The organism is Leptospira inadai serovar Lyme str. 10 (genome assembly GCF_000243675.2).
Taxonomy (GTDB): Bacteria; Spirochaetota; Leptospiria; order Leptospirales; family Leptospiraceae; genus Leptospira_B; species Leptospira_B inadai.
Window position 1 is genome coordinate 1 of sequence record NZ_AHMM02000023.1, and the last position, 25,694, is coordinate 25,694.

A 25,694-nucleotide genomic window follows, 5' to 3' on the forward strand; every position below is an offset into this window, starting at 1 on the left:
CATAACCTTACCCACAAGACGGATAAAAAGACTAGATTTTTCATAATTTTAGTCTTTAGATCTAGATGGGACCTAAGATGAAGACTAAACATTGGAGTAGTACTTTTGAAACCGATTTAGATTGGATCGAAGAGGAGTTTTTGTCGCTGAATCTTGGAGATAAGCGATTAAATAAGCGTTTAAAAAAATCATAAGTGCGATGTCTAAACGAACTGATTCGAGCTTACCTGACATATTCGGGAATTGGGCCGGGACTAAAGCAGCCTATCGTTTTTTTTCCAATCCGAATGTATCGGCGGAAAAGATTGTTACTCCGCATTCAATCGCAACAAAGAAGCGACTTCAAAATCAAGAAACGGTTTTGGTATTAAGCGACACAACAGAAATTTATTATCGAAATAGAGTTCGAGTCGAAGGTTTAGGACCGATGAATTCCGAATTCGACCAGGGACTTCTTTTACATCCTTCGATAGCATTTACGACCGAAGGGATACCTTTAGGAATCTTGGATTTTAAGATGTGGACTCGTTTAAGTTTAGGTTCAAAGCACTTATCTCGGGACGTAAGAAAGAAAACGCCTATAGAAAATAAGGAAAGCATAAAATGGCTTCAAGGATATAGAGCGACATGCGAATTCGCCGAAGATTCGGATGCGAAATATATATTTATTTGCGATAGAGAAGCGGATGTTTTCGAACTATTTCATGAATATGTAAAGGCCGGTGAAAATGCACCGGATCTGCTTATACGTGCGGTTTACGACAGAAGGATCGAAGGTGGCGAACATTCTTGGTCCTATCTTGAAACTTTGAAGCCTGTAGATACATACACGATTTCAGTTCCAAGAAAAAAAGGAAAAGCCAGCAGAGAGGCCCAAATCGAAATTCGATTCGAAAAGTTATCAATAAAGCCTCCTAAATTTAAGGAATTTGAAAGTATAGATATGTATGCCGTATCCGCAACGGAGATTAATGGGTCTTCCGATGAATCGATTCAATGGAAATTTTTAACGACAATTCCGATTCAAACTTCGGAAGACGCAAAGAAAATTATCGCCTATTACAAAAGTCGTTGGGGCATCGAAGTCTATTTCAAAATTCTAAAGTCCGGATGCATGATAGAATCTACTCAGTTTAAATTTGGCAATCGATTCAAAGCTTGTATTGCAGTCAGTGCAGTCGTAGCTTGGAGGGTGATGATGCTGACATTCTTAGGCAGAAATATTCCCGGTCTAAAAGCTTCGATTATGTTCGAACCTTTTGAATGGAAAGGTGCATATTGTAGACTCTACGAAACATCCAAGCCTCCGAAGGAAGAACCCGAATTAAGTACGGTTCTGGATTGGATTGCAAAATTAGGAGGTCACTTAGCCCGGAAGTCGGACACACCTCCCGGACCATTAACCATATTCAAAGGTCTAACCCGACTTTTGGATCTGGCCTTCATGTATAAATTATTCACACAGAAATAGACTTGTGGGTAAGGTTATGGCCCACAAGGGCGGGGTTTATTAAGTAAATTCTACTCTCCGGGTTTGCAGAGGACAGAAGACAGAGGGCAGAACATTGATAAACGAAATTTCCACGTACTAGAGAAAAATTCCTGTGTACAGGAGATCTTTCCTCTACTTCTGTAACTTTTCCAAACCTCGAGCAGCTTCTGTCATCTGCATTGAAAATGAAAAAGGCGCCCTTGGGGGACGCCTTTTTCAATTCTTTTTCCCATACCTTAGGAAAGAATACAATTTAGAACTTAGCTACAACTCCGAGAGTAAACCCGATTTGGTCGCTTCTTCTATGACCGGAAGAGTCGACGAATTGTTTACCTAAGGACCAGTCTCTTCTCATATCCAATTTAATGAGAAGGTTTTCAGTAAAGTTCCAAACAGGTGTTATCGTGAAGGTTCTGTACTGTCCGTAGTTGTTCATTCCGTTGTAATGCTTATAGTTATCGCTTAGTTTGGATTTGACCCAATCCGCTGCAGTCGCATAGCCTTGGGCATTGATCTCGGCCAAACCGGCGGTACTATTCAAAATTCCGTTCAACCTGGGACTTGCTGCAAGAATAGCGTTCGCAATTGCCGTATCGGTAGCCACTTGGTAGGTACTAAGAGTATTATTGATACCCGTGGTACCGAAAGCACCAGGAGCGAATGTGTTCAACGCACCGTTGTTTAGCTTATCGTCCAAATACTCATAACGAATATTGACTCCCCAAGATTCGTTGATTTTGAATTTGGAAAAAATACCGTAAGCTTTGTAGATACTCTTGTTGTTTTCACTCGTTACCTGACCCATTGCGAGTCCGCCGAGAGTTACCGCATTGTTCGGGTTATAACCTTGTTGGTTCAATCCACCGTTAGATAGAGTTCCCCCTTTCTGGCTCCAAGTATAATCCAAGTCGATCTGAATTCTGTCGGTAGGTGTAATCGATAAGATTGCATGGTTCATGAACCAATAGTCTTTGTTATATCGATTACGCGGTGCCGTCGGAGAAACTGATGCAGGAGTATTGAGGTCTCCAGCTAAAGCATTCGCTAATAAAGCCTGATGAACATCAACGCGTCCGTTTGCCATATCCGAAGAGTAGATCGTATTCCAGGTGATCGCGAGTTTATTTTCGATCAATTGACCCTTTAACTGAGTTCCTACCGATTTATGCTGAGTGTATGCTTCAACATAAGGGCTGTGAGTGGTGTCCGTCAAAGCCGCACTAGTAGGAGCGAGATAACCGGTTCCCTGTCCACTGTTATAGAGATAAAAGGTTCCAGACCATTTATCGCTAAATTGAGTGGTTAAACGGGCACCGGTGTGAATGAAAGGGATCGTATTCTGGAAGATGGCCCCTATCGAGTAGTTGGGGTTGTTCATCGACTCGAGAACCTCGTAGCCGATATGCGTAGCCATCTTTCCTACATCCAGTGTCATCCCCTTTAAGACCGGGAAATAAAAGCTTACATATGCCTGCTTTAGCATGTTCATATTGTAAATTTGGTTCGAGGTGGTGTAGGGTGTTTCCTGGAATGCGTTGTTCTGTCCGTTTTGGAAGTCTACTCGGAATCCCCAGGGAGTTGATTTCTCCGCAACTTTCTGAACAACCAAGGATACAGCGTTGATCGCAAAGTTTTTATTGTTCGTTTCGAAAGCGCGGGTCGTATCTACAGAGTTTCCTTGGAGTGGGTTATTATTGTACATATAATACACATCCACGAATCCGGAATACTCTACCTTATCGTACCATTTTTGCTCGACTGGCTCCGGCTCGGCGGCGGCCGGAGCTGCTACCGCGGCTTCTGCTGCGGGCTTCTTGGCTTGGGCAAAAACCGAAGAAGCACTCATCAGGGCCAGGGAAGCAATGAGGCTGATTGTTTTTGTTCTCATCATTCTCCTAAATCTCCTATGCCGCTTTATATGCAACTAGCGTACCAATAGAAAAAAATTAAGCAATGAGACAAAATATGCCTCAAAAACGTATCTCAAAGGGAAATTTTGTGTGTTGGATTTGGTCTTACTCTCTTAAATTTGCTGTAGATTTACAGTGTGCTTAAATATTAGACATTGCTTATTTGTCTAATAAATGGGCATGCTACGGTTCTAACCGGCTTTCGACGGTTAAAATTCATCCAAAAGATGTAGACGAAGGCGGGGATTCGTATCGTTTCGGAATAAATTATTTCATTTAGAAATCTACGGCCTTATCAGGGTCCGTTCTTGAATCGGATTCTATATGACGGTTTTTTAATTGAGCCGATACGTCGTTTTAACGAACTCCAGTAATATTCTTTGCTGGTTCTTTTCGGGAAAATTCAAAACTAAGTCCAGGCTGGATTTTAGTATTTCTCCGATTTTTTTAGCGGGAATTTCGGGTAACTCTTCTAAAATTCTAGTGCCGTCCAACTCCAGATCGCTTAACAATAGGGGGGGATTTGTCTCCAACACTTCCTTGGCTCTATCGACCCAAGATGCCCTCTGTCCGGTCCAAGCTTTCCAAAAAGAAGCCAGCTCCAAACATACCTGCCGGATTTCCGATTTTCCCGAATATTGCGCAATCGGATGCAATAATATTTTTCTGAGTCCGATCGGAGAAGAAAGGGAACTCTCCGAGGAAAGCAGGTTTTCCAATATTCCGCACAGAAATTGAGAATCCTTGGTTCTTTGATTGGAAAAATGAAGCGCCTTACAAAACCGCTTTCCGGGGTCCGCGACAGCCGACGATCCGAATGTAGCTTTCAGAAAATAGGAGATTCGCAACCGATCCGGCGCTGTTGCTAATTCCGCGATCGATTTTATCTTCTCTTCCCAAGCAGGATTCGCATTTTCGTATAAATCTTTTCCGTAGAAAAGTTCTAAGATTCCGAATTTGCGGAGAAGAGATAAAGAGGCGCTCGGGTCCTTCGCTTTTAGGATCTTTAGGAATTCGTCATGAATTCTCTCCGCGGAAACCTTGGCCGTGATGGACTTACTCTCCTGAATCGCCAAAGCCGTCTTGGGATGAATCGTAAAACCGAGCTGGGATACGAATCGAATGGCGCGGACCGGGCGCAGCCCGTCTTCTTCAAATCGGGAGCGGGCGACGCCGATCGTCCGTATCGTTTTTTCCGCAATATCGTTCAGGCCCTCATGTTCATCTACGAGATCTTCTCTCAAAATATCCAGAGCCAGCGCATTCATCGTAAAGTCGCGCCTCTTTAAATCTTCACTCAGACTGACCCCGAATGAAACCTGCTCGGGACGTCGACCATCCTTATACTCTTCATCCTTACGAAATGTGGTGAGTTCGTAGGATCGATCCTTGATCAGTACGGTTACGGTTCCGTGCTTAATACCGGTTGGCACGACTCTTCTAAACAATTTTTGAATCTGTTCGGGGAGAAGAGAAACCGCAATATCATATTCGTGAGGCGTTTTTCCCAGAACTAGATCCCTAACGGATCCTCCGACAAGATAGGATTTACCGCCGAAGCTTTGAATGGTGTTCGCGATTTCTAGTAGGTCTTCTATATAGGGGGAAGGTATGCCTTGGATAAGTTCTTTAGCGGAGGGGAATTTCATTCTTGGGTAAACTTCTTCCAAAGAGGAAGGTACTTTTCGCGAAGTTGAGCGTTTTTAGAAAGAAGTTCCTCGATCTGTTTCCCGGTTTTTTGGTCTACGGAAATTCTCAAGAAGGGTAGATCCGCTTTCTGCGAAAGAATTCCGTCTATGATCAGGCTAGTTTCCTTCAGAGCCTCATCGCAAATATCTTTGTATTCTAGCTCGGGGTGTGCGGCGCAGAGAATCGATAATTCTAGGAACTTTCCGTTTTTCTTTAGTTCCAACATCCGACTGCGGACATCGCTTCCGCAATGAAAGACTAGTAGTAACGAAACGCAGAACAAAATGGATTTGATCCGAACCATACGATAGAAAGATTTAAAAGGAAAGTGGAAAGGGAAAGTCCTTTTTCGGAATTTTACGGTTCGACCGTCGGCGAAAATGCTAGATTGGCCAGCTTATCGGCCTTCTTGTTTTTTTCCCGAAGAACATGCGCAATTTTGAAAGAGGCTAATTTGGAGCTCAAAGCCAGCACTCTCCGTTTTGCCTCTATCAAGTGAGGGGATTTGACTTTGTATTCGCCGGTCACTTGCTTGACCACCAATTCCGAGTCCAAAAAAGCCTTCACTTCGGATGCCTTATTTTCCAAACACCAGAGCAGCCCGGCCTCTAAGGCGGCCCATTCCGCGGTATTATTCGTTCCGTCTTTGATTCTTTCCGAAATAGAGTGAATTTCTTCTTCCCCCTCAAAAATCGCGACACCGATCGAAGAAGGGCCCGGATTTCCCTTAGAAGCGCCGTCGCAGAAGATCGTGAATTTTCTCAATTTTGCTCTTCCCGCTTCCCGAAAAGAAAAAGAATCGGTTTCCAAAAAAAGACATATCCGATTAGAATCAGCAAAGATATAAAAAAAGATAGGCTGCCCAAAAGAATCGATTGCGAAGTCCTGTATATTTCGTCGAAGGCTGCCGGGAAAAAGATTCCCGCGAGCAAACACAGCAAGCCGAGACCTAGGCAGATAAATAAAAGCCAGGGAAGGCCAAGGTAATAAAAGAGAAAACTAAGTCCGGTTAAACCGAAAGCCATTCGATACGCGGAAGAACGGGTAAAATTTTCAACGAAAAGACGGAACGCCATCGAATGTCCTATCCTGCCGAAGCTTTTCCTTGGCAACGGAAAAAAAGATCCGCTTTGAGAGTCCTCGAAGATCCTTTCGATTCCGTTAAAAATTTATTTTGGAAGATTTGATGCGATGAATCTAAGATATCTGCGTTTCCTGGAATCAATCGGCGCATCGCCTTCAAGCGAATGCTCGTATTATCCGGGAAGACAATCGAAGGTAAAGGGGTTTCTACTCTCCGTTCCGCCGGACGGTTCGGTCATGGATTTTTTACTAGCATCCGGTTTTAGGCGTTCCGGGAATTCTTATTATAGGACAGCCTGCGAAACTTGCAGCCATTGTTTGAGCTACCGACTGCCTTTGCAAAAATTTACGATTTCCAAAAATCTGAAGAAGCTTCTGAAAAAAAATTCGGACTTATCTGTTAACGTCTCTAATCCGGAAATTACTTCCGAAAAGATAGAACTTTACATAAAATACCAAAAATCCCGTCACCCCGGAAGTTATGGCAGTACGGACTTAGAATTGCATGAGACGATGGTCGCACAAATGTACAAAGGCTCCGAAAATTCGATAGAGTTGCAAATTCGAAGAGAGGAAATATTGCTAGGCTGGATTCTCTTGGATCGAGGTACGCTTAGCGTGTCTGCGGTCTATTCCGTATTTGATTCCGAGTATCAGGACAGAAGTTTGGGGAAGTTTTTAATCGGTAAATCGATTCTCTGGGCTAAAGAGATCGGTTATAAAGACTACCACCTGGGCTTATTTCTTCCGGGTCATAAAAAAATGAACTATAAAGCAAATTGGAAACCTGCTGAAATTTTAGATCAGGAAACGGGAGAATGGATCGAATCCGAGAAATTCTTAAAGGAGTATTTTTCTAAGATGAACATGGACGGTAGTCGTTTGTGATGTCGAATTCATAAATCCTTTCAAATATAGTAACGGATAAGCTTTGGGACCGGAGAGAAAGCTTCTAGAAAGACTTGTCAGGGGAACTCAATTCCTTAAAAAGGCAGGTATGGCTAAAAAGATCATCGTCGTCGGGGCGTCTAGCGGCATTGGGAAAGAAATCGCCTCCCAACTTATCGGACAAGGTAACAAGGTTGCCTTGTTTGCTCGACGAGACAAGGAATTGAAAAAGATCGCAGGCTCTTTTAAGGGCGTAAAAGAGGATCAAGTTTTCATAGCTAAGCATGACGTAACCCAGTATTCGCAAGTTTCTACGACGTTTGCGAAAGCGATAAAGTTTCTTGGTGGCCTAGATGAGATTTATTATGCCTCGGGCGTAATGCATAGAATAGAACCGGAAGAATTCTCGGTTGAAAAAGATTTGGAAATGCTGGAAGTAAATCTTCTAGGGTGCGTTGCCTGGCTGGATTTGGCGGCAAAGTTTTTTCAAAATCAAAAGTCGGGAAAAATTATCGGAATTTCTTCGATTGCCGGGGACAGGGGACGACGCGGAAATCCGGTCTATAATGCATCGAAGGCCGGGATGACTACGTATTTAGAAGCTCTTAGGAATCGATTAGCCGTAAAAGGAATTCAAGTCGTCACGGTTCGTCCCGGAATGATCGAAACACCCATGACGGCGGGATTATCCGGACTTCTCTGGCTGATCACTGCAAAGGAAGCGGCCGAGGTGATCCTTCATAAAGTCGACTCCGGTAAGGAAGATTTTTACGTTCCGGCTCGCTGGGCACTTGTGTCTCTGATCATTCGATCTATTCCTTCGTTTATCTTTCGAAGACTATCGATATAAATACGAACAGCTACTAGTAAGGTAGGCAAGACATGGCTACTGCTCTTAAAAAGAAATCTACACGAACTTCTCCCGCTAAAAAGAAAAGCGAATCGTTTAATCTCGCCGCCTTTGAATCGAAACTAGGGCCTCCCCGAAAAGTCGAAGCTTGGGGAATGAATCATTCCTCGTTTAGCCCGGTTTTTTATCCGAGTTCGGACAAGGATTTTCATGATGTCTTCGAGTACGCGCGTAAAACAGGAACGAAAATTACGTTTCGAGGCGGCGGGTGTAGTTACGGGGATGCGGCGACGAATCAAAAAGGATTGGTTGTCGATAGTAAGGATTATAATCGGATCCTATCTTTCGATGAAAAAACGGGAGTCTTGAAAGCCGAATCCGGAGCAACCATCAAACAGCTTTGGGAGTTCGGCGTGGAACGAGGTTTTTGGCCTCCGGTTGTCAGCGGTACGATGTTTCCTACCCTGGGCGGGGCGCTGTCCATGAACATTCATGGTAAGAATAATTTTGCGGTCGGACCGATCGGAGATCATATTCTTGAATTTACGTTTCTCACCGTCGATGGGAAAGAAAGTGTCTGCACTCCTAAAAAGAACTCGGATTTATTTTATTCCGCTATCTCAGGCTTCGGAATGTTAGGCGCTTTCCTTACGATTACGATTAAATTAAAAAAGATTTATGCGGGAAAGATGAGAGTTTGGCCCGTGAATACTTCTAACTTACGCGAAATGTACGACTATTTCGAAAAGGAGTATAAAAACTCCGATTATTTGGTCGGTTGGGTGGATGGGTTCGGTTCCGGTAAAGGTCTCGGTCGGGGACAAATCCACAAAGCGGTTCATTTGAAGCCCGGAGAGGACCCGGATTTCCCGGAAAATTGCAAAGTGGAGAAACAAATTCTACCTCCCACATTTTTAGGAATCATCCCGAAAGCTTGGATGTGGATTTTGATGTACCCGTTCAGCAATAAATTCGGTATGCGTTTCGTTAATTTAGGAAAATGGCTTTCAGGTTTCTTAAACAATAATAAACCGTATATGCAGGGTCATGCCGAATATGCGTTTCTTTTGGATTACGTTCCCAATTGGAAATATATGTACAAGCCAGGGGCGATGATTCAATACCAGAGTTTCATTCCTAAGGAAAACGCAGTGCGTGGATTCGAGGAATTACTTTCCGCAGGTCAGCGAAAAGGGATTGTCACATGGTTGGCAGTCTTTAAAAAACATCGTCCGGATAAATTTCTACTCACGCATGCGCTGGACGGATATTCGATGGCGATGGATTTTCCGGTCACGAAAGGAAATAAGGAAAGACTGTGGGAATTAGCGAAAGAAATGGATGAGATCGTTCTGAAATACGGTGGACGTTTTTATTTCGCTAAGGATAGCACTCTCCGTCCTGAAATCGTGAAAAGGGCCTTTCCGAAGAAAAATCTAGATAAATTCCAATCCTTAAAGAAGAAGTTAGATCCGAAGGGTTTACTCGAGTCCGATTTATATAGGAGGGTTTGGCGATAGGAGGGATGATTTTTCCCAAGTAGTCCCTGCGGTATGAAAGGAATTTTACATAATGCTTAAAGCAAAGCTTGGCTTCTTTCGCGAACACTCTAAGTCGCTAAAGCGTGCCGTAAATATATTCTTTTTCTCCGCGATTCTTCTTAGAATGGGATTCGACCCGGCGGTTTCTAAAACCGCATTTTACGAATTAATTCTCGGCGGACTTTTCTTCGCAGGATTAGGTTATGCCTACTTGAGATTCGCGAAGGATCCTCGAGCCAATCGAATTTTCAACCTAGGCTTCGCATTCGGCCTACTTTACTCGGCCGTATCGACGGCGCTTTTTATCGCGTATCTAATCAACACGGAAATACCTCGCTTAAAGTTGTTCGGGAGGTTTGCGTATCTCGGTACGATTGTCTTCCTCATGGTCCGATATGTTCAGGGACGGTCGAGAATCGGTACGAATCTTATTCTGGCATGTTTTTTCGGAAGCCTCCCGTATTTAGCATTACAGTTGCAAACTCCGTATAAAGCGGCATTACCGTTCTTTTTCCTGTTGGCGACTCTTTCGGATAGACTGTTCGGATTCGGAGAGATTCGCGTCTTTCGAACAAACGTTTCCAAATTCTTCGTATTTTCCTTCTTATTGTACGCGTTATTACCCTGGTTCTACGGCGGCTTCAGGGCCCCGATGGCGGATTTTGCCGACGGCTTTTTTCTCCAGGGAATTCCGATATGTGCGTTCATCCTTTTTTTAACCATCAGGTATCAGACCTGGGAAGAATTGGTGGAGAAATCGGTGGGAACGCTTTTTATTCTAAGCGGATTCTTTTTGTTTGCCGCACTTTTATTTTTTTCCATTCAAAACGGATTCCTATCCTTAATTTTCGTAAAAAAGACCATACTCGCCGGTACCAATACGAACGATATCGCGACTTTGTTGTCTCTTTCCATACCTTGGGTCGTTCACGGATTCTTTAATTCCAAGAGCTGGAAAGGTAAGGTCTTTTTTTTGATTAGTCTGGGATTACTTTCCGCGGCCGCATTCGTGATTCATGTTCGTGGACTCTATATTGCGTTTTTTGCAACTGTATTCATTTTCTTTTTTCTTAAATTTATTTCGGAAAAATTGCGCTTATTATACGTCGGGATACTGCTGGTCGGACTGTTGATTTTTTCCTGGGTATTCTTTCATAACTTTAAACTTCCCTTATTCGATAATTTCCATTCTCTCTGGGCAAGAACTCTTCTATGGAGATTGGCAGTCAGAGCCTTGATGGACAATTGGCTGTTCGGAATCGGTGAGTTCCAATACAAGGGGTTACTCGTTTGGGGCGATCCGCAGGACCTCCCTCCCGGAATCTTTATGCAGGAAGATTTAGGAAGAATCCATGTTCATAACCTTTTTTTACAAGTCGGATTAAATTGGGGAATCCTTCCGGTCCTAGGACTGATAGGCTGTTTTTTGTGTGCCCTTTCGCCTTTCCTTGAATCGGATCGTATCAAATTTCAAAGTAAATCCTTCGGCTTTCGCATCGCATTATTTTGCTTCGGGATTTATTCATTAGCGAATTATTCGTTTAATATTCCGGGTTTACATATGGCATTTTCGCTGTTGCTACTGGCATCGCTGCCGGTCGATAAGGCGAGAAATGCCGCACCGAATTTGAAATTTCTTTCTCACGGAATCGGAAAGTGGGGCTTGATCGGTTTAACGACGGCATTTATACTGTCCGCCTGCGTTTTATTGCAGATTCAATATTTGCACTCGAGTGAAATCGCGTTAACTAAAGGGTTTCGTTATCGAAATCTATTAAACGACCTTGTCTTGGATGAAAGGGTCCTATCGGAAGGTAAGGTTCCTCTTCTGCGTAATTCCTACGAAATATCGGAGAAGCTAGTCGCCTTATTTCCTAAGGACGCGATATTTTTGCAGGAGAATGCGGAGTTAAATCGGGTCTTATTTAAAAAAACCGGAGATGAGTCATACCTTAATCTCGCCGTAAAAAGATTCGAAGGCTGTGTAGGAACTTCCTCCAATCCTTGGTCTTGCTATAAACGTTTGGAGGAATTGGCGCCTGCAAACAACGCCCTTTACCGCGAAAATATGAAAAAATTCAATCCGTTCGCGTTGCCGCTAGAGAAGAGTTCTCCGTTTTAGCGAGAATCACTTCCTTACCGTATTTGGATTCCTTCCAGACCATAAACGGTCTTTCCGCCACAAGATGGAATAGATACCCGAAACACAGGATGATGATTCCGGTCGGCACAAACCATAGCGCGAAGTCCATGTAATGAGGATCTTTGATGTTAACGACCGCCGGTGTTAAGATCCCTACTAGGAAGAAGTGGATTAAATAAGAGCAATACGATAATTTTGCGATCGGCGAGAAAATTTTTAGGGAGAAAATCTTTGCGACGAATGATTCCGGTCTCAATGAAAGAATGACTATGATTAACCACGCGAGCGTATTGAGGTTGAAACGAAATACCATCGACATGAGGGAAGACTGGAATTCGAATACAAAAATCGAAATATAAGCGATCGAAGCAATTGCAATTCCCAAAGCAATTGAGCTTTTCCGTTTATCGTCTAAGAACGCGTATATTCTTTCCGGATAGCGATTGAGAGTATAGGCCAATATGATTCCGGCGAATAGGGAATCGAGGCGTCCTTGCAAGGGGTAGTAAATCCATCCGCTGTAAAGTTGTTTTGCGCGAATCGGATCCGTAACTCCTTCGATCATATATTTGTAAATGAAGAATCGATAAATAGTCGGAATGACGATCCATAGCAATAGGGACGCAAATCGGAATTTTTTCGGTATTCGCTTAAAAACCAGCAACAAAAAGACGGGAAAGAGCAGGTAAAATTGCTCTTCGAGGGATAAGGACCATCCATGCGGGACCGTCCCGTAAAAGTAATTTGATATATACAGAAAATCGAATATAGCGGTGCTTTGAAACTTGGCTAACGCCTCCATCGATTCCGGCTGAAGCCTCATCAATATCGGAATGAATAGGAAGGTTTGAATCGACAAAAAAATAAAGTAAGGCGGAAATATCCGGATCGTTCGTTTGGAAAAGAAAACGCCTAATCGAATATCGTCGGTTCGATCCAGCTCCCTAAATAGAGGTCCCGAAATCAGGAATCCGCTCAGAATGAAAAAAATATCCATGCACAAACTTCCCGAATTGAAGACGTTTCGGGCGATATCGTTCGGTTCTTTTATATAAGGCTCGAACGGGCGATACATGTGTGTGCCGATGACTAAAAAATACGCAAGTGTGCGGAGTCCGTTTAAGGGCGCGATTTCTCTCGGATCGTATTTGAATATTCCAAAAAGATAATGCTTAATAGCTGACATGAGGATTGTCCTGGGTCATTTTAAAGTCGGCCGAAATTCCGCGGTTTCCATGTTGATGGAAGGGCTTTTTCTGAAAGCTATCCTGGAAATTTCGAATTCGCGCGAACGAGGGATCAAGGCGTCGGCAGAATAAAAATCTTTAGCGCCGATCATCGTAAATTTTCCTATACCGGATTTATAAAGCCCGTTCAAAAGGATATCGAATTCCTTCTCGTTCGGGAGTTCGAATACCATTCTTTCCGTTTCGAAGGAATTCGGCGGAAATAAGGCGGAGCCGTTACGATAGATGATTACCTTTTCGGAGAATGAATCCAATTCCCGGCGTTCTTCGATGATGGATTTCGTAAATTTTCTATAAAGAACATCATAGGTAAGGGAGCCGATTATGGAATAGGATATAAGCGAAATTGAAACGATCCGGTGAATTTTCCTCCGGAAGACTCCGGCTTCTTCCAGGGATTTTATCGCGTAAAGAAGAAGGATAGGAGTGACAGTCAGTAAAAAACGAGGACCGAATAAAACACCCTGCCAGAATTTTGTGGAAGTCAAAATTGCCGAGAAAAGGATGAAAAAAAGAATTCCGATATACGCTATTCGATGCTCACTCTTTGCAAACGCATATTTCCAGGTAAAAATCAAAATCGGGTAGGCTCCGAGTAGCCCCAAAGAACCGTGCCCGAACGCTAGTAGTTCCCAGAGAAAAGCCGCTTGTGCAAACACATCGTATTCCTGGGAGTTAAAGGATTGAAGATATCCTCTCGATCCGAGGGGATGTCCCACTACCATATAATTACAGAGTGCCTGGATCAAAAACAGAATTCCGAAGGTAGGAGGGAACCAAACTAGGCGAATATCCTTCGGTTTTAGGATAGCCTGAGCCAAGATTAAGGATCCTGCAAGTAAGACCACCTCCTGGCGAAAGAAAGCCGCAAATCCGAATAATAGTCCTGCAAAAATCGCATCCCGAGTCTTTTCATTTTCATGATTGCGAAATAAAAAATAAAAACCGTACGTAACTGTTCCGATCGAAATAATATACTCCGATAAGTCGGTCGCAAACAGAGTAAATGTGGAACCGAATAACAGAAAGAACAGGAAAAGAAATCGAAACTTATCGCCGAGTTTCAATTCCTGGCTTAGCAAATACAGCGAGCGAAGAGTTAACGTGCCGAAAATTAAGGAAACGAGAAAACTTCCGAACCTACCCAGAATAAAAACGAAAGGCGCCTGAATCGCCGCGTAGTAAAAAGGAAAGACGTAATAGCATTTGCCCTTGTAAGCATGAACCATCGTCGCGCCTTTTTCCATCGTTAAGGGTAAAAAACGAAATTCCGGATCGAAATTTTTTCCGAAATATCTGCAGGAAAAATCGGGAAACCCTTGGATGAGCAGATCCGCAACTTGTTGTTGCTTAATCGCGCCGTCTCCGACTCGGATGCCTGTCTGATATTGCCACGCCAAGAAAAAGAGTAGAAAGACCACACCTAAGGTCATGAATCCTTTTGCCGTATTTCCGAAGGAAATCAGTCGAGACGATGCGGCTTGGAACATTGTAGATAGGAAATGTACGTTCGGACTGAGGTCAAGTAAATTCTCCCGTCGAATTAGAAGCGGGGCGAGGATTAGAACCGAGGATTTTCCTTTACATCATCGGCGACGTTCGCGAGGATAATGGCGATTCATGTCTCTTACTACAAAAATCCGAAGAAGCCTCGTCCTCTTTCTTTTAGCGTTTGTCCTGTTCGGATCGGTGGCCTATTTAAAACCGCAATATTCATTCAATTGGGACATTCACAACAAAGCTGTTCAGTCCTTCTCGTTATTGAAAAACCGATTTCTTTCCGAAGAATTATTTTATCCGGGCCGGGTCGCCGATCCTGAATTTCGGTACTTTCCTCAACAGGGAAATGTCTTTCTGCAAATTCAAGGCAGGAACTTGAGCGCCTTCCCGATAGCATTCGCTGCGATTTCGGCTCCGTGGATTTGGCTTCTAGGATTGTCGTCCTTACCGTATGCGAGCGCTTTCGGCCTGCTGCTTTCCTTATTCGTTTTCGCGAAATACTGGAAGCCGACTTCGTTCGTTTTAATGACCGCAGTATTTGCGACTTTCCTATGGATTCTCGGTGTAGAATATTCAGAGCACAGCGTTTTTATTTTATTTTCGTTACTAGCATTAACGTTTACTGTTAAAGTACGAAGTGAAGGGGAATGGAGGATTCTTTTCGCAGGCATGCTTTGCGGCTTAACGGTTTGGTTCCGTCATGAGGGCCTCGTTTATTGCGCCAGCCTCGCAACATGGATTTTCTTAACCGAACCGAAGACAAAATTCAAGTTTCCCTCGCGCGTTTTACTTTTTTGTACCGGTGCGGGAATTACGGTCGGAGCCTTTCTTCTTTTTAATTATTTCGATTACGGTCATCCATTGGGTCCTCGATACCTGATCAATCGCGAAGGATTGGGTGTGCCGTTCGTGATGCGGCTCGAGTGGGCAAAAAGCCTATTATTTTTTGGCGGATTTAAACTCGGATATTTCGGTTATATGCCGGCGGCCTTGATTCTCTTTCCGATTCTTCTTTTTTCCTGGAAAAAATTATCCCGCAATAATCGCCTTATCTTCGGGTCCACGATTACTTATATTTTTTCTGTGCTCGCAATCGTGCCGAACGATGGATTCACGAATTGGGGACCTCGTTTTTTCGGACCCGTCGTTTTTCCTTTCGTGATTCTTTTTTCTAAATACTTTTATTATATGAAAAAAAAACGTAAGTACCGTGCGCTTCAATTCGTTTTGCTCCTTTGTATCGGATTTTCCTTTTTGATGGGAATTTTAGGGATCAAATTCATCGCGGAGGGTCGAAAACAACAGACTCTCAATAATCGATTGTATAATTCTACGGAAACGGATATCTGGATTTTTCCCGACGACTCGATTGCCTACATGTCCGGAACGGATTACTTTCACAAAATCATATTCCGAGTATCTAAAACTTCCGATTTGGAGATTCTTTTCCCGAAACTCAAAGCGAATTGGCCGCAAGCCAAAGTCGGACTCTTTCATATGGATCTGGATAAAATAGATGCAAGAATGAAGGAGGCGATGAAAACCAACCCGGCATTCGCGGAAAGTTTCCGGAAGACGGTATGGAACGATGTCGAACTGGAAAGAATCGTTCGGACGTATTTAATCGCGCCCAAAGATATTCGTTCGGATCGTATTCGAATATGGACGGGAAGTTTAAACAGCCGGCCTCCGAAATAAGAGTGACAGGATCCATCGAAACGAATTTTTAAAAAATACTTCCTAGTTTTAAATAAGGACTCGAATGACTTCTTCCTTCTTGAATCGTATTTATGATCGGATCGCTTCTTCTAAATGGCTTGGCCCGGTCTCCATCGTACTTTTTATATATATCCTGCTCGTCAATTCTTGGGTGGGAGAAGATTCGTACATCACGTTCCGTACGGTTGAGAATTTTCTAAACGGATTCGGCCTTCGTTGGAATACGTACGAAAGAGTGCAGGCGTACACTCATCCGCTTTGGATGTTCGGGATCTCCTTCTTCGGAATGTTTCGAATTCCGTTATTCTACGCCGTTCTATTATTATCCTGGATCTGCATAGCCGGCACTTTTTATCTTTTAGCATTTAAAGAAAAATCCATTCAAAAAACCGATATTGTCTGGCTGGCTTTATTACTGGTTTCATCTCGGGCCTTCGTCGATTATTCCACTTCCGGTCTGGAGAACCCTCTTTCCTTTTTTCTTTTGATTTTACTCTTTTTAGAAGGGGAACGGCTTCTTAAGGAAAGATCCGATACTTCCATTTTTCGTTTCGGTCTGATTCTAGCCTTCTTGTACTTGAATCGCCAGGACACGGTTCTTTTCGGTCTCCCATATCTCGGGTATTTCTTTCTGTCTTCGTTGAAATCAAAAAGAGTCTTACGCACCATCTGTTCGGGATTCCTGGGTTTGCTTCCCGCAGTGATTTGGACTCTCTTTTCCATTCTTTATTACGGATATCCGTTTCCAAACACGGCGTATGCGAAGTTGAATACGGGAATTCCCTCGAGCGAACTTTGGCTGGCGGGATTGTCGTATCTGCGAAATGCCCTCGTTTGGGATCCGGTTTCAATTCTTACCTTAATTTTCCCGACCGTTTATTTTCTTCGTTCGTTTAGAAAAAAAATTCGACCGGAATTTTTCCTACCGCTTTCGGGAATTTTATTATATTTACTTTATATAATAAAAATCGGCGGAGATTTTATGGCGGGAAGATTCGTTTCTTTGCCTTTCGTTGCCGCCGTATTTCTTTTAACAAGAATTCGGCATCGATCGGTGCTTACATTCGGATTGCTGTGCTTTATTCTTTTTACTCTGCTGAACAAACGCTCTTATTTGTATACGACGCCCGAATACCAAAGGCTTCGTATGGATGGACATATCGCAGACGAAAAGAGCGCGTATTTTCCTACCTCTAATTTTCTTCGCTCCCTGTATGGTAAGGACTTTCCGGACCATGCCTGGGCTCAGCATGGAAGAAAATACCGAGCCGATCTAAAGGCTTCGCCGTCCGTATTTCCGGTTTGTGCTACGTTGAATGTCGGATACTTCGGTTATTTCTCGGGGCCCGAACGAAAGATCATCGACGTTTATGCGTTGACCGACCCCTTCCTGAGTAAGTTGCAGGCGGCAAAGCCTTGGAGGATCGGTCACTTCGGAAGGAATATACCGCAAGGTTATATCGAGTCCGTAGCGAGCGGAGAGAACAAGATTAAGGATAAAAATCTAATAGAGTACTACGAAAGGGTTAGATTGTTAACCGAAGCGGAGGATCTTTTTACGCGAGATCGTCTTTTTGAAATTTTCCGGGAAAATATCGGCGTAAATAAGCGACTAATCGATCAATATAAAGACGATTCGGAATGGCAACCGATCCCACCGGGAGTAAGTTGCGGGTTGGGCAAGGGATTTTAGAAAACGATTTTCAATTTTCGAAAAACTGAATTCGTTTTTTATCAACTACTTTGATAAACTAGGAATTTCCTTGATCCATTCCAGCCTGATTCCATCCTGAGTGGAGAATGGGTGAAAGCCAGAGCCTATGGACAGTCGATCGGTGGAAAGAATGGTTTTCTAGCGGCGAACTTGTCCCGTTTTTCCAACCCATTCTTTCGGTGGAAAACGATTCGATCTTCGGTTTCGAAGCGCTCGGTCGATTTAGGGATCAAAACAATACTATCCATAGCCTAGGTCCCTTCTTTCTATCGGAACCTTCCCATACGTTTTCCCCGGAGGAAAGAATTCGATTTCACGACTTAAAGCGGGACGTGGATCGTTCGATTCGAACCAAGGCGCTTCAAATCCTGTCGGAGAGCGCAAATTTACCTCCGAATACGAAACTATTCCTGAATATTTCCCCCACGTTTATGCAGGACTACCTCATATCCGGCTCGAACGATGATCCGTATACTTTAAAATCCGCGAAATCCATCGGGGTCGATCCCCGGAAAATCGTCATCGAGATCGTCGAGGAGCATTTTTCGGGAGAAATCGCTCAGTTAAAACCATTGATAAATCTTTATAAAAGAGAAGGTTTTCTTGTCGCGATCGACGATTTGGGCGCAAGATCTTCCAATCTGGATCGAATCGGCGCCCTCCATCCGGATATTATAAAAGTCGATTTGGGATTGATACGAAGCTCGGTGGATTCCAGAAATTTTCAGGAAATCCTTTTTACCCTGTCCAGACTGGCGGAAAGTTTGGGCTGCTCCTTATTATTCGAGGGAATCGAAACCGAAACGGAGTTATACAACGCTCTGACATACGGCGCCCGCTTTCTCCAAGGGTTTTACTTTGCCGAACCGAGCCCGAATCTTATCGATATTTCCGGCCTGAGCATTCGATTTTCCCAGCTGCATGAATTATTCTTTTCTTATAAGAAATACCAGCTACTCAGGCGGATTAAAAAAGAACGGGAATTGGAAGATAGGCTCGAATCGGCCGGGATCCAAGTTTCTTCCGAACAGGAGTTTCTTAAGATTCGGATTCGCAACGCATATCTTCTAAAAGATTCGGTTTTTAGAATGTACGTAACCGATCAAGAGGGAAGACAACTCTCTCCGAATTATACGGAATTATCACAGGAAATCATGCAGGAAGACGAGAGTTATTTGGGAAGAAACTGGAGCTGGAGACCGTATTTTCTGGAACAATTCTATAAAAACGCTAAGAATCCGTCGGAAGGTTGGATCGCTAGTAACCCGTATTTCGATCTGGATAGTCGGATCCTATTGGTCACTTATTCCAGAAGATTATCGGAAGGCAACGTTCTCTTTGTAGACGTCAGAATGTGGGATTTTCCCTAAGACGGGGAAACTTTTACACCCGCATCGGCTAAGAGCCGGTTGACGTTATCTATATATCTTTTTCTCTCTCCCGGTCGAGCGGAGTTTCCTTCCAGCGATAATCCGACATACAAATTATTATCGGCGTCTCTCGCTACGGACCGAACGACCCCATACGCCGTCAAAGGAGCTTGCATTTTAAAAAAGATATCGAACGTAAATCCGATTCGTCTAGGTAAATCGTCGTTCAAGTCGGGGTGATTGATTTTTACCCGCAAGCCGCCTGTCGATAAATCCAAGACCGGAAATCTTTCTTTGACCAAAATCGTGTTGGATTCCCGTATCCTATCCACCATTTCGAACGTAAGGGTCTTGATCTCCATTACGTCGGTCATATCGATTTCACGCGTACGATTCTGAGCGAGTACGTATCCGATCGGAATCGCCTGTTCGTCATGATTGATATAAACGATCGGAACAATTAGTTCCGATTTGATCTTTTGATTCGCATATTCGATGATTTTTCTTCGAACATCCTCGTCGTCACCCAATTCATGTTCATAATCGATGTAACCGTTCTTATCGGAAGTTCCGTAACTTTCCGGTTTTTGCGTGTTCGGGATAAACAGAATTTTACCGCTTTTCTTGACTAAGTCGAATTTATCACCTATGGAACGAAATACGTCGATTTTAAGAATATCATACTTTGGCTTTAGGGTTCTCTCGTAATCGGCAAAGTTCACTTTTACCGAGGTCGGAACATTGAACAAATTTGCATCAATTGTGGTTTTACTGGTGCGAAGATTCGTAATCCAGACGGTACCGTCGGGAGGTTTGATCCTAGGAAATTTGCGCTCACGGCTTGCGATGGAAACGGATTCGACTTCCAGAACGTACTGATTATTAGGGCGTTCTTCCAGCACTTCGCATTCCAATTCCAGGTAGCGAGCCAAAAGTTTGTACAAAACGACGCGAGAATTGAGTTTGAATTGTTCCGGAGCCTTTCCTTGCACTAGAATTTTTTTTGCGTCCTTGCTGACCGAGACAAGTTCGACTGAATCGTGATTGTCTGTATCTCGAACCAAGAGTTCGGTTTTCAGAAGGAATTTTCCGATGATATGGAGTCTTTTTTCAGGTTCAGATATGAGTTCCCGATCTCTCTGTTTCCGATCTACCTTTTCCATTAAATTCCTAAGTGTGGGGGGCGGAAATTCTCTTGATTCCAGCCTTTCGCTTCGTTTTGATGTAATAGGTAAGGTACACTAATGTCAAACCAATCTTACCGCAACTCCCAATTTTTAGACGGCCTCTCCGGCGAAGAACTTTTCAGCATGCAAATCGGGCTGACCTATCGGGACTTTTTAGTTCTACCGGGTTTTATCGATTTTCATCCATCCGAAGTTGAGCTTGAAACTCGGCTCACCAGAAAAATTCGATTAAAAAGACCTTTTGTAAGTTCTCCGATGGATACGGTAACCGAATCGGCAATGGCAATCGCCCAAGCGTTGATGGGGGGAATCGGAATCATTCATTATAATAATACGATCGACCAGCAAGTGGCCGAAGTAACGAAAGTCAAGCGTTTTGAAAACGGATTCATCACCGACCCGGTTGTGCTCGGCCCGAAAAATATCATAGAAGATTTGGATCGGATTAAGGAGCGCCAAGGATTTACGGGAATTCCGATCACGGAAGACGGGACAAGAACTTCTAAATTAATCGGAATCGTCACCAACAGAGATATCGACTTTGAAAGAGATAGAACCATCTCCCTGGATAAAGTGATGACCACGGACGTCATTACCGGGAAGTCGGGGATTACGTTGAAGGAAGCAAACGATATCATTAAAAGAGAAAAGATCGGAAAATTGCCGATCACGGACAAGGACGGAAGATTAGTGTCCTTGGTGAGTCGTTCGGACCTGAAAAAAAATAAGGATTTTCCGGATTCTTCCAAGGATGAAAGCAAGCGGCTACGTTGCGGTGCTGCCGTTTCTACCTTACACGAATCCAGGGAGAGAGTCGCGGCATTGTACGAAGCAGGCGTCGACGTGATATTTATAGACTCTGCTCAGGGGAATTCGATCTACCAAATCGAAATGCTGCAATTCATCAAAAAGAATTTTCAGAATTTGGAAGTCGTGGCGGGGAACGTAGTCACTAGAGCTCAGGCCGAAAATTTGATTCAGGCAGGTGCGGACGGTCTCCGTATCGGAATGGGTCCCGGATCGATTTGCATCACTCAGGATACTATGGCAGTCGGGCGGGCACAAGCGACTGCAGTTTATCAAACTGCAAATCATGCCGCGAAGCACGATGTTCCGGTTATCGCCGACGGCGGAATCACGAATATAGGCGATATTGCAAATGCCCTCGCCATCGGAGCTTCCGCTTGTATGATGGGGTTCATGTTCGCCGGAACAAACGAGGCTCCCGGCGAGTATTTCTATGAGAACGGAATCCGTCTCAAGAAGTATAGGGGAATGGCCAGTATTGAAGCGATGAAAGCCGGCGGGGATAAGCGGTATTTTAACGAGGGGCAAAAAGTCAAGGTAGCTCAAGGAGTCAGCGGGTCCGTCGTAGACCGGGGATCGATTCTAAACTTCATTCCTTATTTGAGCCAAGGAATTCGCCTTTCTTTCCAAGACATGGGTTATAAAAGTATTCAAGAGCTGCACAAGGCTCTACGCGAAGGAAAGCTGAGATTCGAAAGAAGAAGCGAATCCGCTCAGGCCCAAGGCTCCGTCCACAGCCTGTATTCGTACAGTGCACCGAGTCTGAGGGCCGAATAATTTCAGGATCCCTTGGTAGAACAAATTAGAGGATAGAAGAATTGCTGAGATTCCTTCCTAAATCCGTTTTTCTTTCGGCCTTGGTTGTACTGTCGGGATCGCTGAGTCACGCCCAAAGCACTGCGGAAAAAACGCGGGTGGCTCAGGAGCTCGTGGCTCGTTTAGACCAGGCCCTGCTAAAGGCGGACGGATTAGTTAAGGCCAATCTCATTTTGATCAAACGCTCCGGAGATACATGGAATTGGGATATGAGCGTTTTTAGAAAGGGGGAAGATTCCCTCTCCCTTTTTGAAAGTAAAGGACGCGGGTTGGAATATAAGATTTTGTTTAAGGAAGACGGGGAATTAATTTATGCGTTTAACGCTCTTTCACGGAAAATATTCCGAAAAACGGACGAAGAAAAATACGAAAATCACCTGAACACCGGTTTCAGTTTCGTGGATTTATCCGGAACATCGTACCAGGCGAATTATAATCCCATCGTGCAAAGCGATCTCGAAGTCGGAGGCAAAAAAATGAAACGAGTTTCGATGCGTCCGATCGTTCCGTACTTTTATTCCAAATTAGTTCTACTTCTGGAGCCGGATACTTTAAGGCCGACTCGATTGGATTTTCACGATAAGGACGGAGTTTTATACAAGACTTTAAACATCAAGTACGGTCCGGTTAAGGTTAAGTCTAAACAAAAAGTCACCCGGGACGAGATTGCGAGCCGACTCGAAATGCTCGATTTGAATTCCGGTTCGATCACCGTACTTGAATACACGGAGGTGGATCGGGACGTTAAGCCGGATCCGTCTCTTTTTGAATTGGAAAACTTAAATCGACTCTAAAATGTCCGATTCGGAATCCGTTTTTTTTCGCCCGAACTTTCGTCCCGATTCAAATTTGCGACTGGATCCCGAGGAAATCTCGCATCTCAAGGCTCTTCGTATTTTTAACGATAAGAAAATCGTAATCGTTAAGGACGGAAAAGGAGCCAGTTATCTCTTCGAAGTTCCGCCTTCCGCCAAGACAGGAACGATTCTCGAAACCGAATTTAAGGAAAATACCTCTCCTCCGGCCGTAATTGCAACCGCCATTCCGAAAGGAAATAGGCTAGAGTGGTTGATCCAAAAGGGGACGGAACTAGGAATAACGGAGTTTATCTTTTTAACCTTTGCACACTCGGATCGAAAGGATTTGAATGCGGAAAGGTTACTCCGAGTCGCGGGCGAGGCTTGCGCTCAGGCCAAACGGGAATTTCTTCCGGAAATCCTTGGCCCGATGTCCCTCCTTCGTTATTTAGAATCCCTGAAAAATCCGAGCGAAGAAGTGCTCCTTCTCGATCCGGAAGGATTAGGAAAACTTGATACGAATTCCATTCGGAGCCGAACGGTTCTGATCGGTCCCGAAGGAGGTTTTCGTGAGGAAGAAAAAGAATTGTTTCGGAAATACGGAGTTCCCGGTTACAAGGCCGGAAATTCGATTTTAAGAATAGAGACCGCCTGTTTATATGCGGCGTCTCTATTCCGTGCTTCGTTATAGCGAGCCGGCTATTTACCGACTCCGCTTGTCCCTAAGAATAAAAGACAATTGGTATAATTATGACCGCAATCGCGTGTACAAGCCTGTTGGAGTTGTAAGCAAAGAGTTACGATACTGCAGGCAGTATTGCAATTGGAAAGGCAGGTATTCAGTTGCAATAAATTGTTTCCGGTAACTGTCGCGCCATACTGGTTCTGGCAATTGGCCGAGCAAGACCCTAATCCTCCGCCGACGCAACCGGCTAAATAAGTATTGATAGCCGCACCCTTTATATCCCGCTCTTTATGCTCGCAAGCCGTCAGAAAAATTGCAGTAATGATCAAAAGAAGTCGTAGGGACAGGGTCATATAAGTAAAAGGTTTTCGGTCGTTAGGTAATGGTAAACTAAAAAACATTGGACTCGACAAACTGGAAACCTGGAATAGAAGCAGAACTAGACCGAGGTGCATCAATGTTGGTCAACGGTAAACAGATGTCTCTAAGTGAGCTCTCTTCCCCTGGTTTGATTTCTTTGCTCGAATCTTTAAAATTAAAACCTGAAATGGTCGCGGTTCAAAGAAACGGAGAAATCTTAAAAAAGGCGGCTTGGTCGGGAGTCATTCTTCAAGACGGAGATCGAATTGAAATTTTAAAATTCGTAGGCGGCGGATGAATCCAAATCGGAAAAATCTTTCTAGCACGATTCGTCCCCGTGTCGAACTGTGGAAGGCGCCCGGATTGTATCCTATTCTGGATTTGGAATATTGCTCCAAATTCCAAAAAAATCCCTTCGAGTTAGTTTCCCTATGGGCGAAGTACCGGGACTATATTCCTTTTTTTCAATTAAGGGCCAAGAAAGAAACGGTCGAACAAATTACGATTTTATACCGAAGTCTGAGGGAAACATTTCCCGATTTTCCCGTGATTTTGAACGACCATTGGAAATTGGCTCTGGATCTAGGTTCCTTCGGGCTGCATATCGGCAAGGAAGATTACGAGAATTTGGATCAAGAGGCTAGAAACCGAATTCGAGCTAGCGAACTTTTTTTAGGAACTTCTTCTCATTGCTTAGCGGACCTGAGCAATATTGAGACGGGTGCCTGGGATTACACCGGTTTCGGTCCGATTTTCGATACCTCTTCCAAGGAAAAAATTCATCCGGTTCTAGGAATTGCCGAGCTTTCCGAGGCATTGAGACTGAGTTCCGTTCCAGTGACTCCTATCGGGGGGATCGGCTCCGAAACCTTGCCTAGGATCTTGTCGAAGGGAAACTTCCTTGTCGCAATGATCTCAGGCGCTGCAGAAACTGAAGATGTTCTAAAATCCTTACGCTTGCTCCAAGAATCCGGAACCGTATAGTTCTCAAAAGCGGGAAGAACTTTCAATTGACTCAGAGATTATGTCCAATAGGATGCTCCGTATGAAGCAACCAGGGGAAATCCGTCATCTCTCGGCGAAAGACGACCGAGATTACCTCCTCGATTATCAATCGATGGACATAGACAATCTGGAAAAGACGGAGATCTTAGGAGTTCCTTTCGAGAACGCCAGCCTAGACGAGTCGGTGGCTAAGATCTATCATCTGATGGAAGAGAAAGATCACTATCATCACGTTCTTCTCTTGGATCCGGTTAAGACCATGGCCATCCGAAAAGGAAAGAAGCTGCATCGAATCGCGCAAAAAGCCAGCCTAATTCTTGCGGAAGGCGCTGGATTGCAATGGGCGGCTAAGCGACTCGGCGGCGAGTTGAAGGAAAGAATTCCCACAATCGCGTTAATGATGGATCTAGTTCGACTTTGCGAATTGAGAAATTATTCCATCTTCCTTCTAGGAGGAAAAGAAGATATAATAGAAAAAGTATATTTTAATCTTTCCAGACATTTCCCCGGCGTGCGTATCGTAGGTCGTCACGCGGGACACATGAATACCCAAAGGGAATTACTCGTAAAGGAATCGATTCGTAAAACCAGTCCCAATATTATATTTCTTGCAATGGATTTTCCCGAGCAGGAAGTCTGGATCGAAAATAATACGGCCTTCTTCGGACATGCGGTCGTGATCGGCGTTGCGGGAGCCATGGATATTTTATCCGGAAAAGTGCGGAAGGCTCCGAACTATTTTAAATTGCACGGGCTGACTTGGTTTTGGAGAATACTTGTCCGTCCTTGGAGATTGATCCGACTCGGCCGAATGATCGGCTTTTTCGCTTTCGTCTGGATCAAATCGTTGTTTCGCAAGAAGAAATAGCCGCTCGCAAAATCCGAACGGAC

The 25,694-nt window shown here is 44.0% G+C and carries 22 protein-coding genes and 1 pseudogene; 14 read left to right on the plus strand and 9 right to left on the minus strand.

Going from position 1 to position 25,694, the window contains the following annotated elements; translation table 11 throughout:
- The first annotated feature begins 77 nt into the window (after positions 1–77).
- Positions 78–1,471 (plus strand): annotated as a pseudogene (locus LEP1GSC047_RS13160) (IS4 family transposase).
- A 274-nt stretch (positions 1,472–1,745) separates the two neighbouring features.
- On the opposite strand, the gene LEP1GSC047_RS13165 reads toward LEP1GSC047_RS13160, so the two are convergent.
- The 5 genes from LEP1GSC047_RS13165 to LEP1GSC047_RS13185 form a co-directional block, all read right to left on the minus strand.
- Positions 1,746–3,383 (minus strand): outer membrane beta-barrel protein, encoded by a 1,638-nt coding sequence (locus LEP1GSC047_RS13165; protein WP_010418925.1) that lies wholly within the window; start codon positions 3,381–3,383, stop codon positions 1,746–1,748.
- A 354-nt stretch (positions 3,384–3,737) separates the two neighbouring features.
- On the minus strand, positions 3,738–5,051 hold the full coding sequence (locus LEP1GSC047_RS13170) for a CCA tRNA nucleotidyltransferase (protein ID WP_010418927.1): 1,314 nt from the start codon (positions 5,049–5,051) through the stop codon (positions 3,738–3,740).
- The gene (locus LEP1GSC047_RS13175; RefSeq protein ID WP_010418929.1) at positions 5,048–5,317 is read right to left on the minus strand and encodes a hypothetical protein; all 270 of its coding nucleotides are present in this window, start codon (positions 5,315–5,317) and stop codon (positions 5,048–5,050) included. The genes LEP1GSC047_RS13170 and LEP1GSC047_RS13175 overlap by 4 nt, the downstream gene beginning before the upstream one ends.
- A gap of 131 nt (positions 5,318–5,448) precedes the next feature.
- Complete coding sequence (locus LEP1GSC047_RS13180; protein ID WP_010418931.1) at positions 5,449–5,856, minus strand: ribonuclease HI family protein; 408 nt, start codon at positions 5,854–5,856, stop codon at positions 5,449–5,451.
- A complete protein-coding gene (locus tag LEP1GSC047_RS13185) occupies positions 5,853–6,167 on the minus strand; it encodes a hypothetical protein (RefSeq protein ID WP_010418934.1) in 315 nt (104 codons plus the stop codon). The genes LEP1GSC047_RS13180 and LEP1GSC047_RS13185 overlap by 4 nt, the downstream gene beginning before the upstream one ends.
- A 115-nt stretch (positions 6,168–6,282) precedes the next feature.
- Here LEP1GSC047_RS13185 and LEP1GSC047_RS13190 point away from each other — a divergent pair, with 115 nt between their 5' ends.
- The 4 genes from LEP1GSC047_RS13190 (at position 6,283) to LEP1GSC047_RS13205 (ending at position 11,575) form a co-directional block, all read left to right on the plus strand.
- Positions 6,283–7,062 carry an arginyltransferase gene (locus LEP1GSC047_RS13190; protein WP_010418935.1) on the plus strand — a complete coding sequence of 260 codons (780 nt, stop codon included), beginning with the start codon at positions 6,283–6,285 and terminating at the stop codon, positions 7,060–7,062.
- A 109-nt stretch (positions 7,063–7,171) separates the two neighbouring features.
- The gene (locus tag LEP1GSC047_RS13195; RefSeq protein WP_039935088.1) at positions 7,172–7,912 is read left to right on the plus strand and encodes an SDR family NAD(P)-dependent oxidoreductase; all 741 of its coding nucleotides are present in this window, start codon (positions 7,172–7,174) and stop codon (positions 7,910–7,912) included.
- A 32-nt stretch (positions 7,913–7,944) separates the two neighbouring features.
- The gene (locus LEP1GSC047_RS13200; protein ID WP_010418937.1) at positions 7,945–9,432 is read left to right on the plus strand and encodes an FAD-binding oxidoreductase; all 1,488 of its coding nucleotides are present in this window, start codon (positions 7,945–7,947) and stop codon (positions 9,430–9,432) included.
- Positions 9,433–9,484: 52 nt separating this feature from the next.
- Complete coding sequence (locus LEP1GSC047_RS13205) at positions 9,485–11,575, plus strand: O-antigen ligase family protein (RefSeq protein ID WP_010418938.1); 2,091 nt, start codon at positions 9,485–9,487, stop codon at positions 11,573–11,575.
- On the opposite strand, the gene LEP1GSC047_RS13210 is transcribed toward LEP1GSC047_RS13205, so the two are convergent.
- Both LEP1GSC047_RS13210 and LEP1GSC047_RS13215 read right to left on the minus strand, forming a co-directional pair.
- Positions 11,532–12,782: an acyltransferase family protein gene (locus tag LEP1GSC047_RS13210; RefSeq protein WP_010418939.1), complete on the minus strand. Its 1,251-nt coding sequence runs from the start codon at positions 12,780–12,782 to the stop codon at positions 11,532–11,534. The two genes, LEP1GSC047_RS13205 and LEP1GSC047_RS13210, sit on opposite strands and share 44 nt — an antisense overlap.
- A gap of 15 nt (positions 12,783–12,797) precedes the next feature.
- A complete protein-coding gene (locus LEP1GSC047_RS13215) occupies positions 12,798–14,333 on the minus strand; it encodes an LA_3751/LA_3752 family putative glycosyltransferase (protein WP_020988830.1) in 1,536 nt (511 codons plus the stop codon).
- A 130-nt stretch (positions 14,334–14,463) separates the two neighbouring features.
- Here LEP1GSC047_RS13215 and LEP1GSC047_RS13220 point away from each other — a divergent pair, with 130 nt between their 5' ends.
- The 3 genes from LEP1GSC047_RS13220 (at position 14,464) to LEP1GSC047_RS13230 (ending at position 19,146) form a co-directional block, all read left to right on the plus strand.
- Positions 14,464–16,041, plus strand: a complete 1,578-nt coding sequence (locus LEP1GSC047_RS13220) for an LA_3751/LA_3752 family putative glycosyltransferase (RefSeq protein WP_020988845.1) — start codon at positions 14,464–14,466, stop codon at positions 16,039–16,041.
- A 64-nt stretch (positions 16,042–16,105) separates the two neighbouring features.
- Complete coding sequence (locus LEP1GSC047_RS13225) at positions 16,106–17,755, plus strand: hypothetical protein (protein ID WP_010418944.1); 1,650 nt, start codon at positions 16,106–16,108, stop codon at positions 17,753–17,755.
- Between the two features lie 107 nt (positions 17,756–17,862).
- The gene (locus LEP1GSC047_RS13230; RefSeq protein WP_010418945.1) at positions 17,863–19,146 is read left to right on the plus strand and encodes an EAL domain-containing protein; all 1,284 of its coding nucleotides are present in this window, start codon (positions 17,863–17,865) and stop codon (positions 19,144–19,146) included.
- Here LEP1GSC047_RS13230 and LEP1GSC047_RS13235 read toward each other — a convergent pair.
- Entirely contained in the window at positions 19,143–20,309 is a 1,167-nt protein-coding gene (locus tag LEP1GSC047_RS13235; protein WP_010418946.1) for a DUF1577 domain-containing protein, read from the minus strand. The genes LEP1GSC047_RS13230 and LEP1GSC047_RS13235 overlap by 4 nt on opposite strands.
- Positions 20,310–20,390: 81 nt before the next feature.
- Between LEP1GSC047_RS13235 and guaB the strand changes: the two genes are divergently transcribed.
- The 3 genes from guaB to LEP1GSC047_RS13250 are packed head-to-tail and all read left to right on the plus strand — an operon-like array spanning position 20,391 to position 23,444.
- The gene (gene guaB / locus LEP1GSC047_RS13240; protein ID WP_020988818.1) at positions 20,391–21,917 is read left to right on the plus strand and encodes an IMP dehydrogenase; all 1,527 of its coding nucleotides are present in this window, start codon (positions 20,391–20,393) and stop codon (positions 21,915–21,917) included.
- Positions 21,918–21,958: 41 nt separating this feature from the next.
- The gene (locus tag LEP1GSC047_RS13245) at positions 21,959–22,750 is read left to right on the plus strand and encodes an outer membrane lipoprotein-sorting protein (protein ID WP_010418948.1); all 792 of its coding nucleotides are present in this window, start codon (positions 21,959–21,961) and stop codon (positions 22,748–22,750) included.
- A 1-nt stretch (position 22,751) separates the two neighbouring features.
- Complete coding sequence (locus LEP1GSC047_RS13250) at positions 22,752–23,444, plus strand: 16S rRNA (uracil(1498)-N(3))-methyltransferase (protein ID WP_010418950.1); 693 nt, start codon at positions 22,752–22,754, stop codon at positions 23,442–23,444.
- Positions 23,445–23,452: 8 nt separating this feature from the next.
- Here the strand turns inward: LEP1GSC047_RS13250 and LEP1GSC047_RS13255 are convergent, their stop codons facing one another.
- Positions 23,453–23,791 (minus strand): hypothetical protein, encoded by a 339-nt coding sequence (locus LEP1GSC047_RS13255; protein WP_010418952.1) that lies wholly within the window; start codon positions 23,789–23,791, stop codon positions 23,453–23,455.
- Between the two features lie 104 nt (positions 23,792–23,895).
- Between LEP1GSC047_RS13255 and thiS the strand changes: the two genes are divergently transcribed.
- The 3 genes from thiS to LEP1GSC047_RS13270 all read left to right on the plus strand — a co-directional run bounded on the left by thiS (position 23,896) and on the right by LEP1GSC047_RS13270 (position 25,671).
- The gene (gene thiS / locus LEP1GSC047_RS13260; RefSeq protein WP_039935044.1) at positions 23,896–24,096 is read left to right on the plus strand and encodes a sulfur carrier protein ThiS; all 201 of its coding nucleotides are present in this window, start codon (positions 23,896–23,898) and stop codon (positions 24,094–24,096) included.
- Positions 24,093–24,782: a thiamine phosphate synthase gene (locus tag LEP1GSC047_RS13265; protein ID WP_010418956.1), complete on the plus strand. Its 690-nt coding sequence runs from the start codon at positions 24,093–24,095 to the stop codon at positions 24,780–24,782. The genes thiS and LEP1GSC047_RS13265 overlap by 4 nt, the downstream gene beginning before the upstream one ends.
- 61 nt (positions 24,783–24,843) lie before the next feature.
- The gene (locus tag LEP1GSC047_RS13270) at positions 24,844–25,671 is read left to right on the plus strand and encodes a WecB/TagA/CpsF family glycosyltransferase (RefSeq protein ID WP_010418959.1); all 828 of its coding nucleotides are present in this window, start codon (positions 24,844–24,846) and stop codon (positions 25,669–25,671) included.
- The last annotated feature ends 23 nt before the right edge of the window (positions 25,672–25,694 follow it).

Bases quoted from the DNA above. Each gene is read 5' to 3' on its own strand.
- LEP1GSC047_RS13165 (WP_010418925.1), bottom strand. From the start codon at position 3,383: ATGATGAGAACAAAAACAATCAGCCTCATTGCTTCCCTGGCCCTGATG.
- LEP1GSC047_RS13170 (WP_010418927.1), bottom strand. From the start codon at position 5,051: ATGAAATTCCCCTCCGCTAAAGAACTTATCCAAGGCATACCTTCCCCC.
- LEP1GSC047_RS13175 (WP_010418929.1), bottom strand. From the start codon at position 5,317: ATGTTGGAACTAAAGAAAAACGGAAAGTTCCTAGAATTATCGATTCTC.
- LEP1GSC047_RS13185 (WP_010418934.1), bottom strand. From the start codon at position 6,167: ATGGCGTTCCGTCTTTTCGTTGAAAATTTTACCCGTTCTTCCGCGTAT.
- LEP1GSC047_RS13190 (WP_010418935.1), top strand. From the start codon at position 6,283: ATGAATCTAAGATATCTGCGTTTCCTGGAATCAATCGGCGCATCGCCT.
- LEP1GSC047_RS13195 (WP_039935088.1), top strand. From the start codon at position 7,172: ATGGCTAAAAAGATCATCGTCGTCGGGGCGTCTAGCGGCATTGGGAAA.
- LEP1GSC047_RS13200 (WP_010418937.1), top strand. From the start codon at position 7,945: ATGGCTACTGCTCTTAAAAAGAAATCTACACGAACTTCTCCCGCTAAA.
- LEP1GSC047_RS13205 (WP_010418938.1), top strand. From the start codon at position 9,485: ATGCTTAAAGCAAAGCTTGGCTTCTTTCGCGAACACTCTAAGTCGCTA.
- LEP1GSC047_RS13210 (WP_010418939.1), bottom strand. From the start codon at position 12,782: ATGTCAGCTATTAAGCATTATCTTTTTGGAATATTCAAATACGATCCG.
- LEP1GSC047_RS13215 (WP_020988830.1), bottom strand. From the start codon at position 14,333: ATGTTCCAAGCCGCATCGTCTCGACTGATTTCCTTCGGAAATACGGCA.
- LEP1GSC047_RS13220 (WP_020988845.1), top strand. From the start codon at position 14,464: ATGTCTCTTACTACAAAAATCCGAAGAAGCCTCGTCCTCTTTCTTTTA.
- LEP1GSC047_RS13225 (WP_010418944.1), top strand. From the start codon at position 16,106: ATGACTTCTTCCTTCTTGAATCGTATTTATGATCGGATCGCTTCTTCT.
- LEP1GSC047_RS13230 (WP_010418945.1), top strand. From the start codon at position 17,863: ATGGGTGAAAGCCAGAGCCTATGGACAGTCGATCGGTGGAAAGAATGG.
- LEP1GSC047_RS13235 (WP_010418946.1), bottom strand. From the start codon at position 20,309: ATGGAAAAGGTAGATCGGAAACAGAGAGATCGGGAACTCATATCTGAA.
- guaB (WP_020988818.1), top strand. From the start codon at position 20,391: ATGTCAAACCAATCTTACCGCAACTCCCAATTTTTAGACGGCCTCTCC.
- LEP1GSC047_RS13250 (WP_010418950.1), top strand. From the start codon at position 22,752: ATGTCCGATTCGGAATCCGTTTTTTTTCGCCCGAACTTTCGTCCCGAT.
- LEP1GSC047_RS13255 (WP_010418952.1), bottom strand. From the start codon at position 23,791: ATGACCCTGTCCCTACGACTTCTTTTGATCATTACTGCAATTTTTCTG.
- thiS (WP_039935044.1), top strand. From the start codon at position 23,896: ATGTTGGTCAACGGTAAACAGATGTCTCTAAGTGAGCTCTCTTCCCCT.
- LEP1GSC047_RS13265 (WP_010418956.1), top strand. From the start codon at position 24,093: ATGAATCCAAATCGGAAAAATCTTTCTAGCACGATTCGTCCCCGTGTC.
- LEP1GSC047_RS13270 (WP_010418959.1), top strand. From the start codon at position 24,844: ATGAAGCAACCAGGGGAAATCCGTCATCTCTCGGCGAAAGACGACCGA.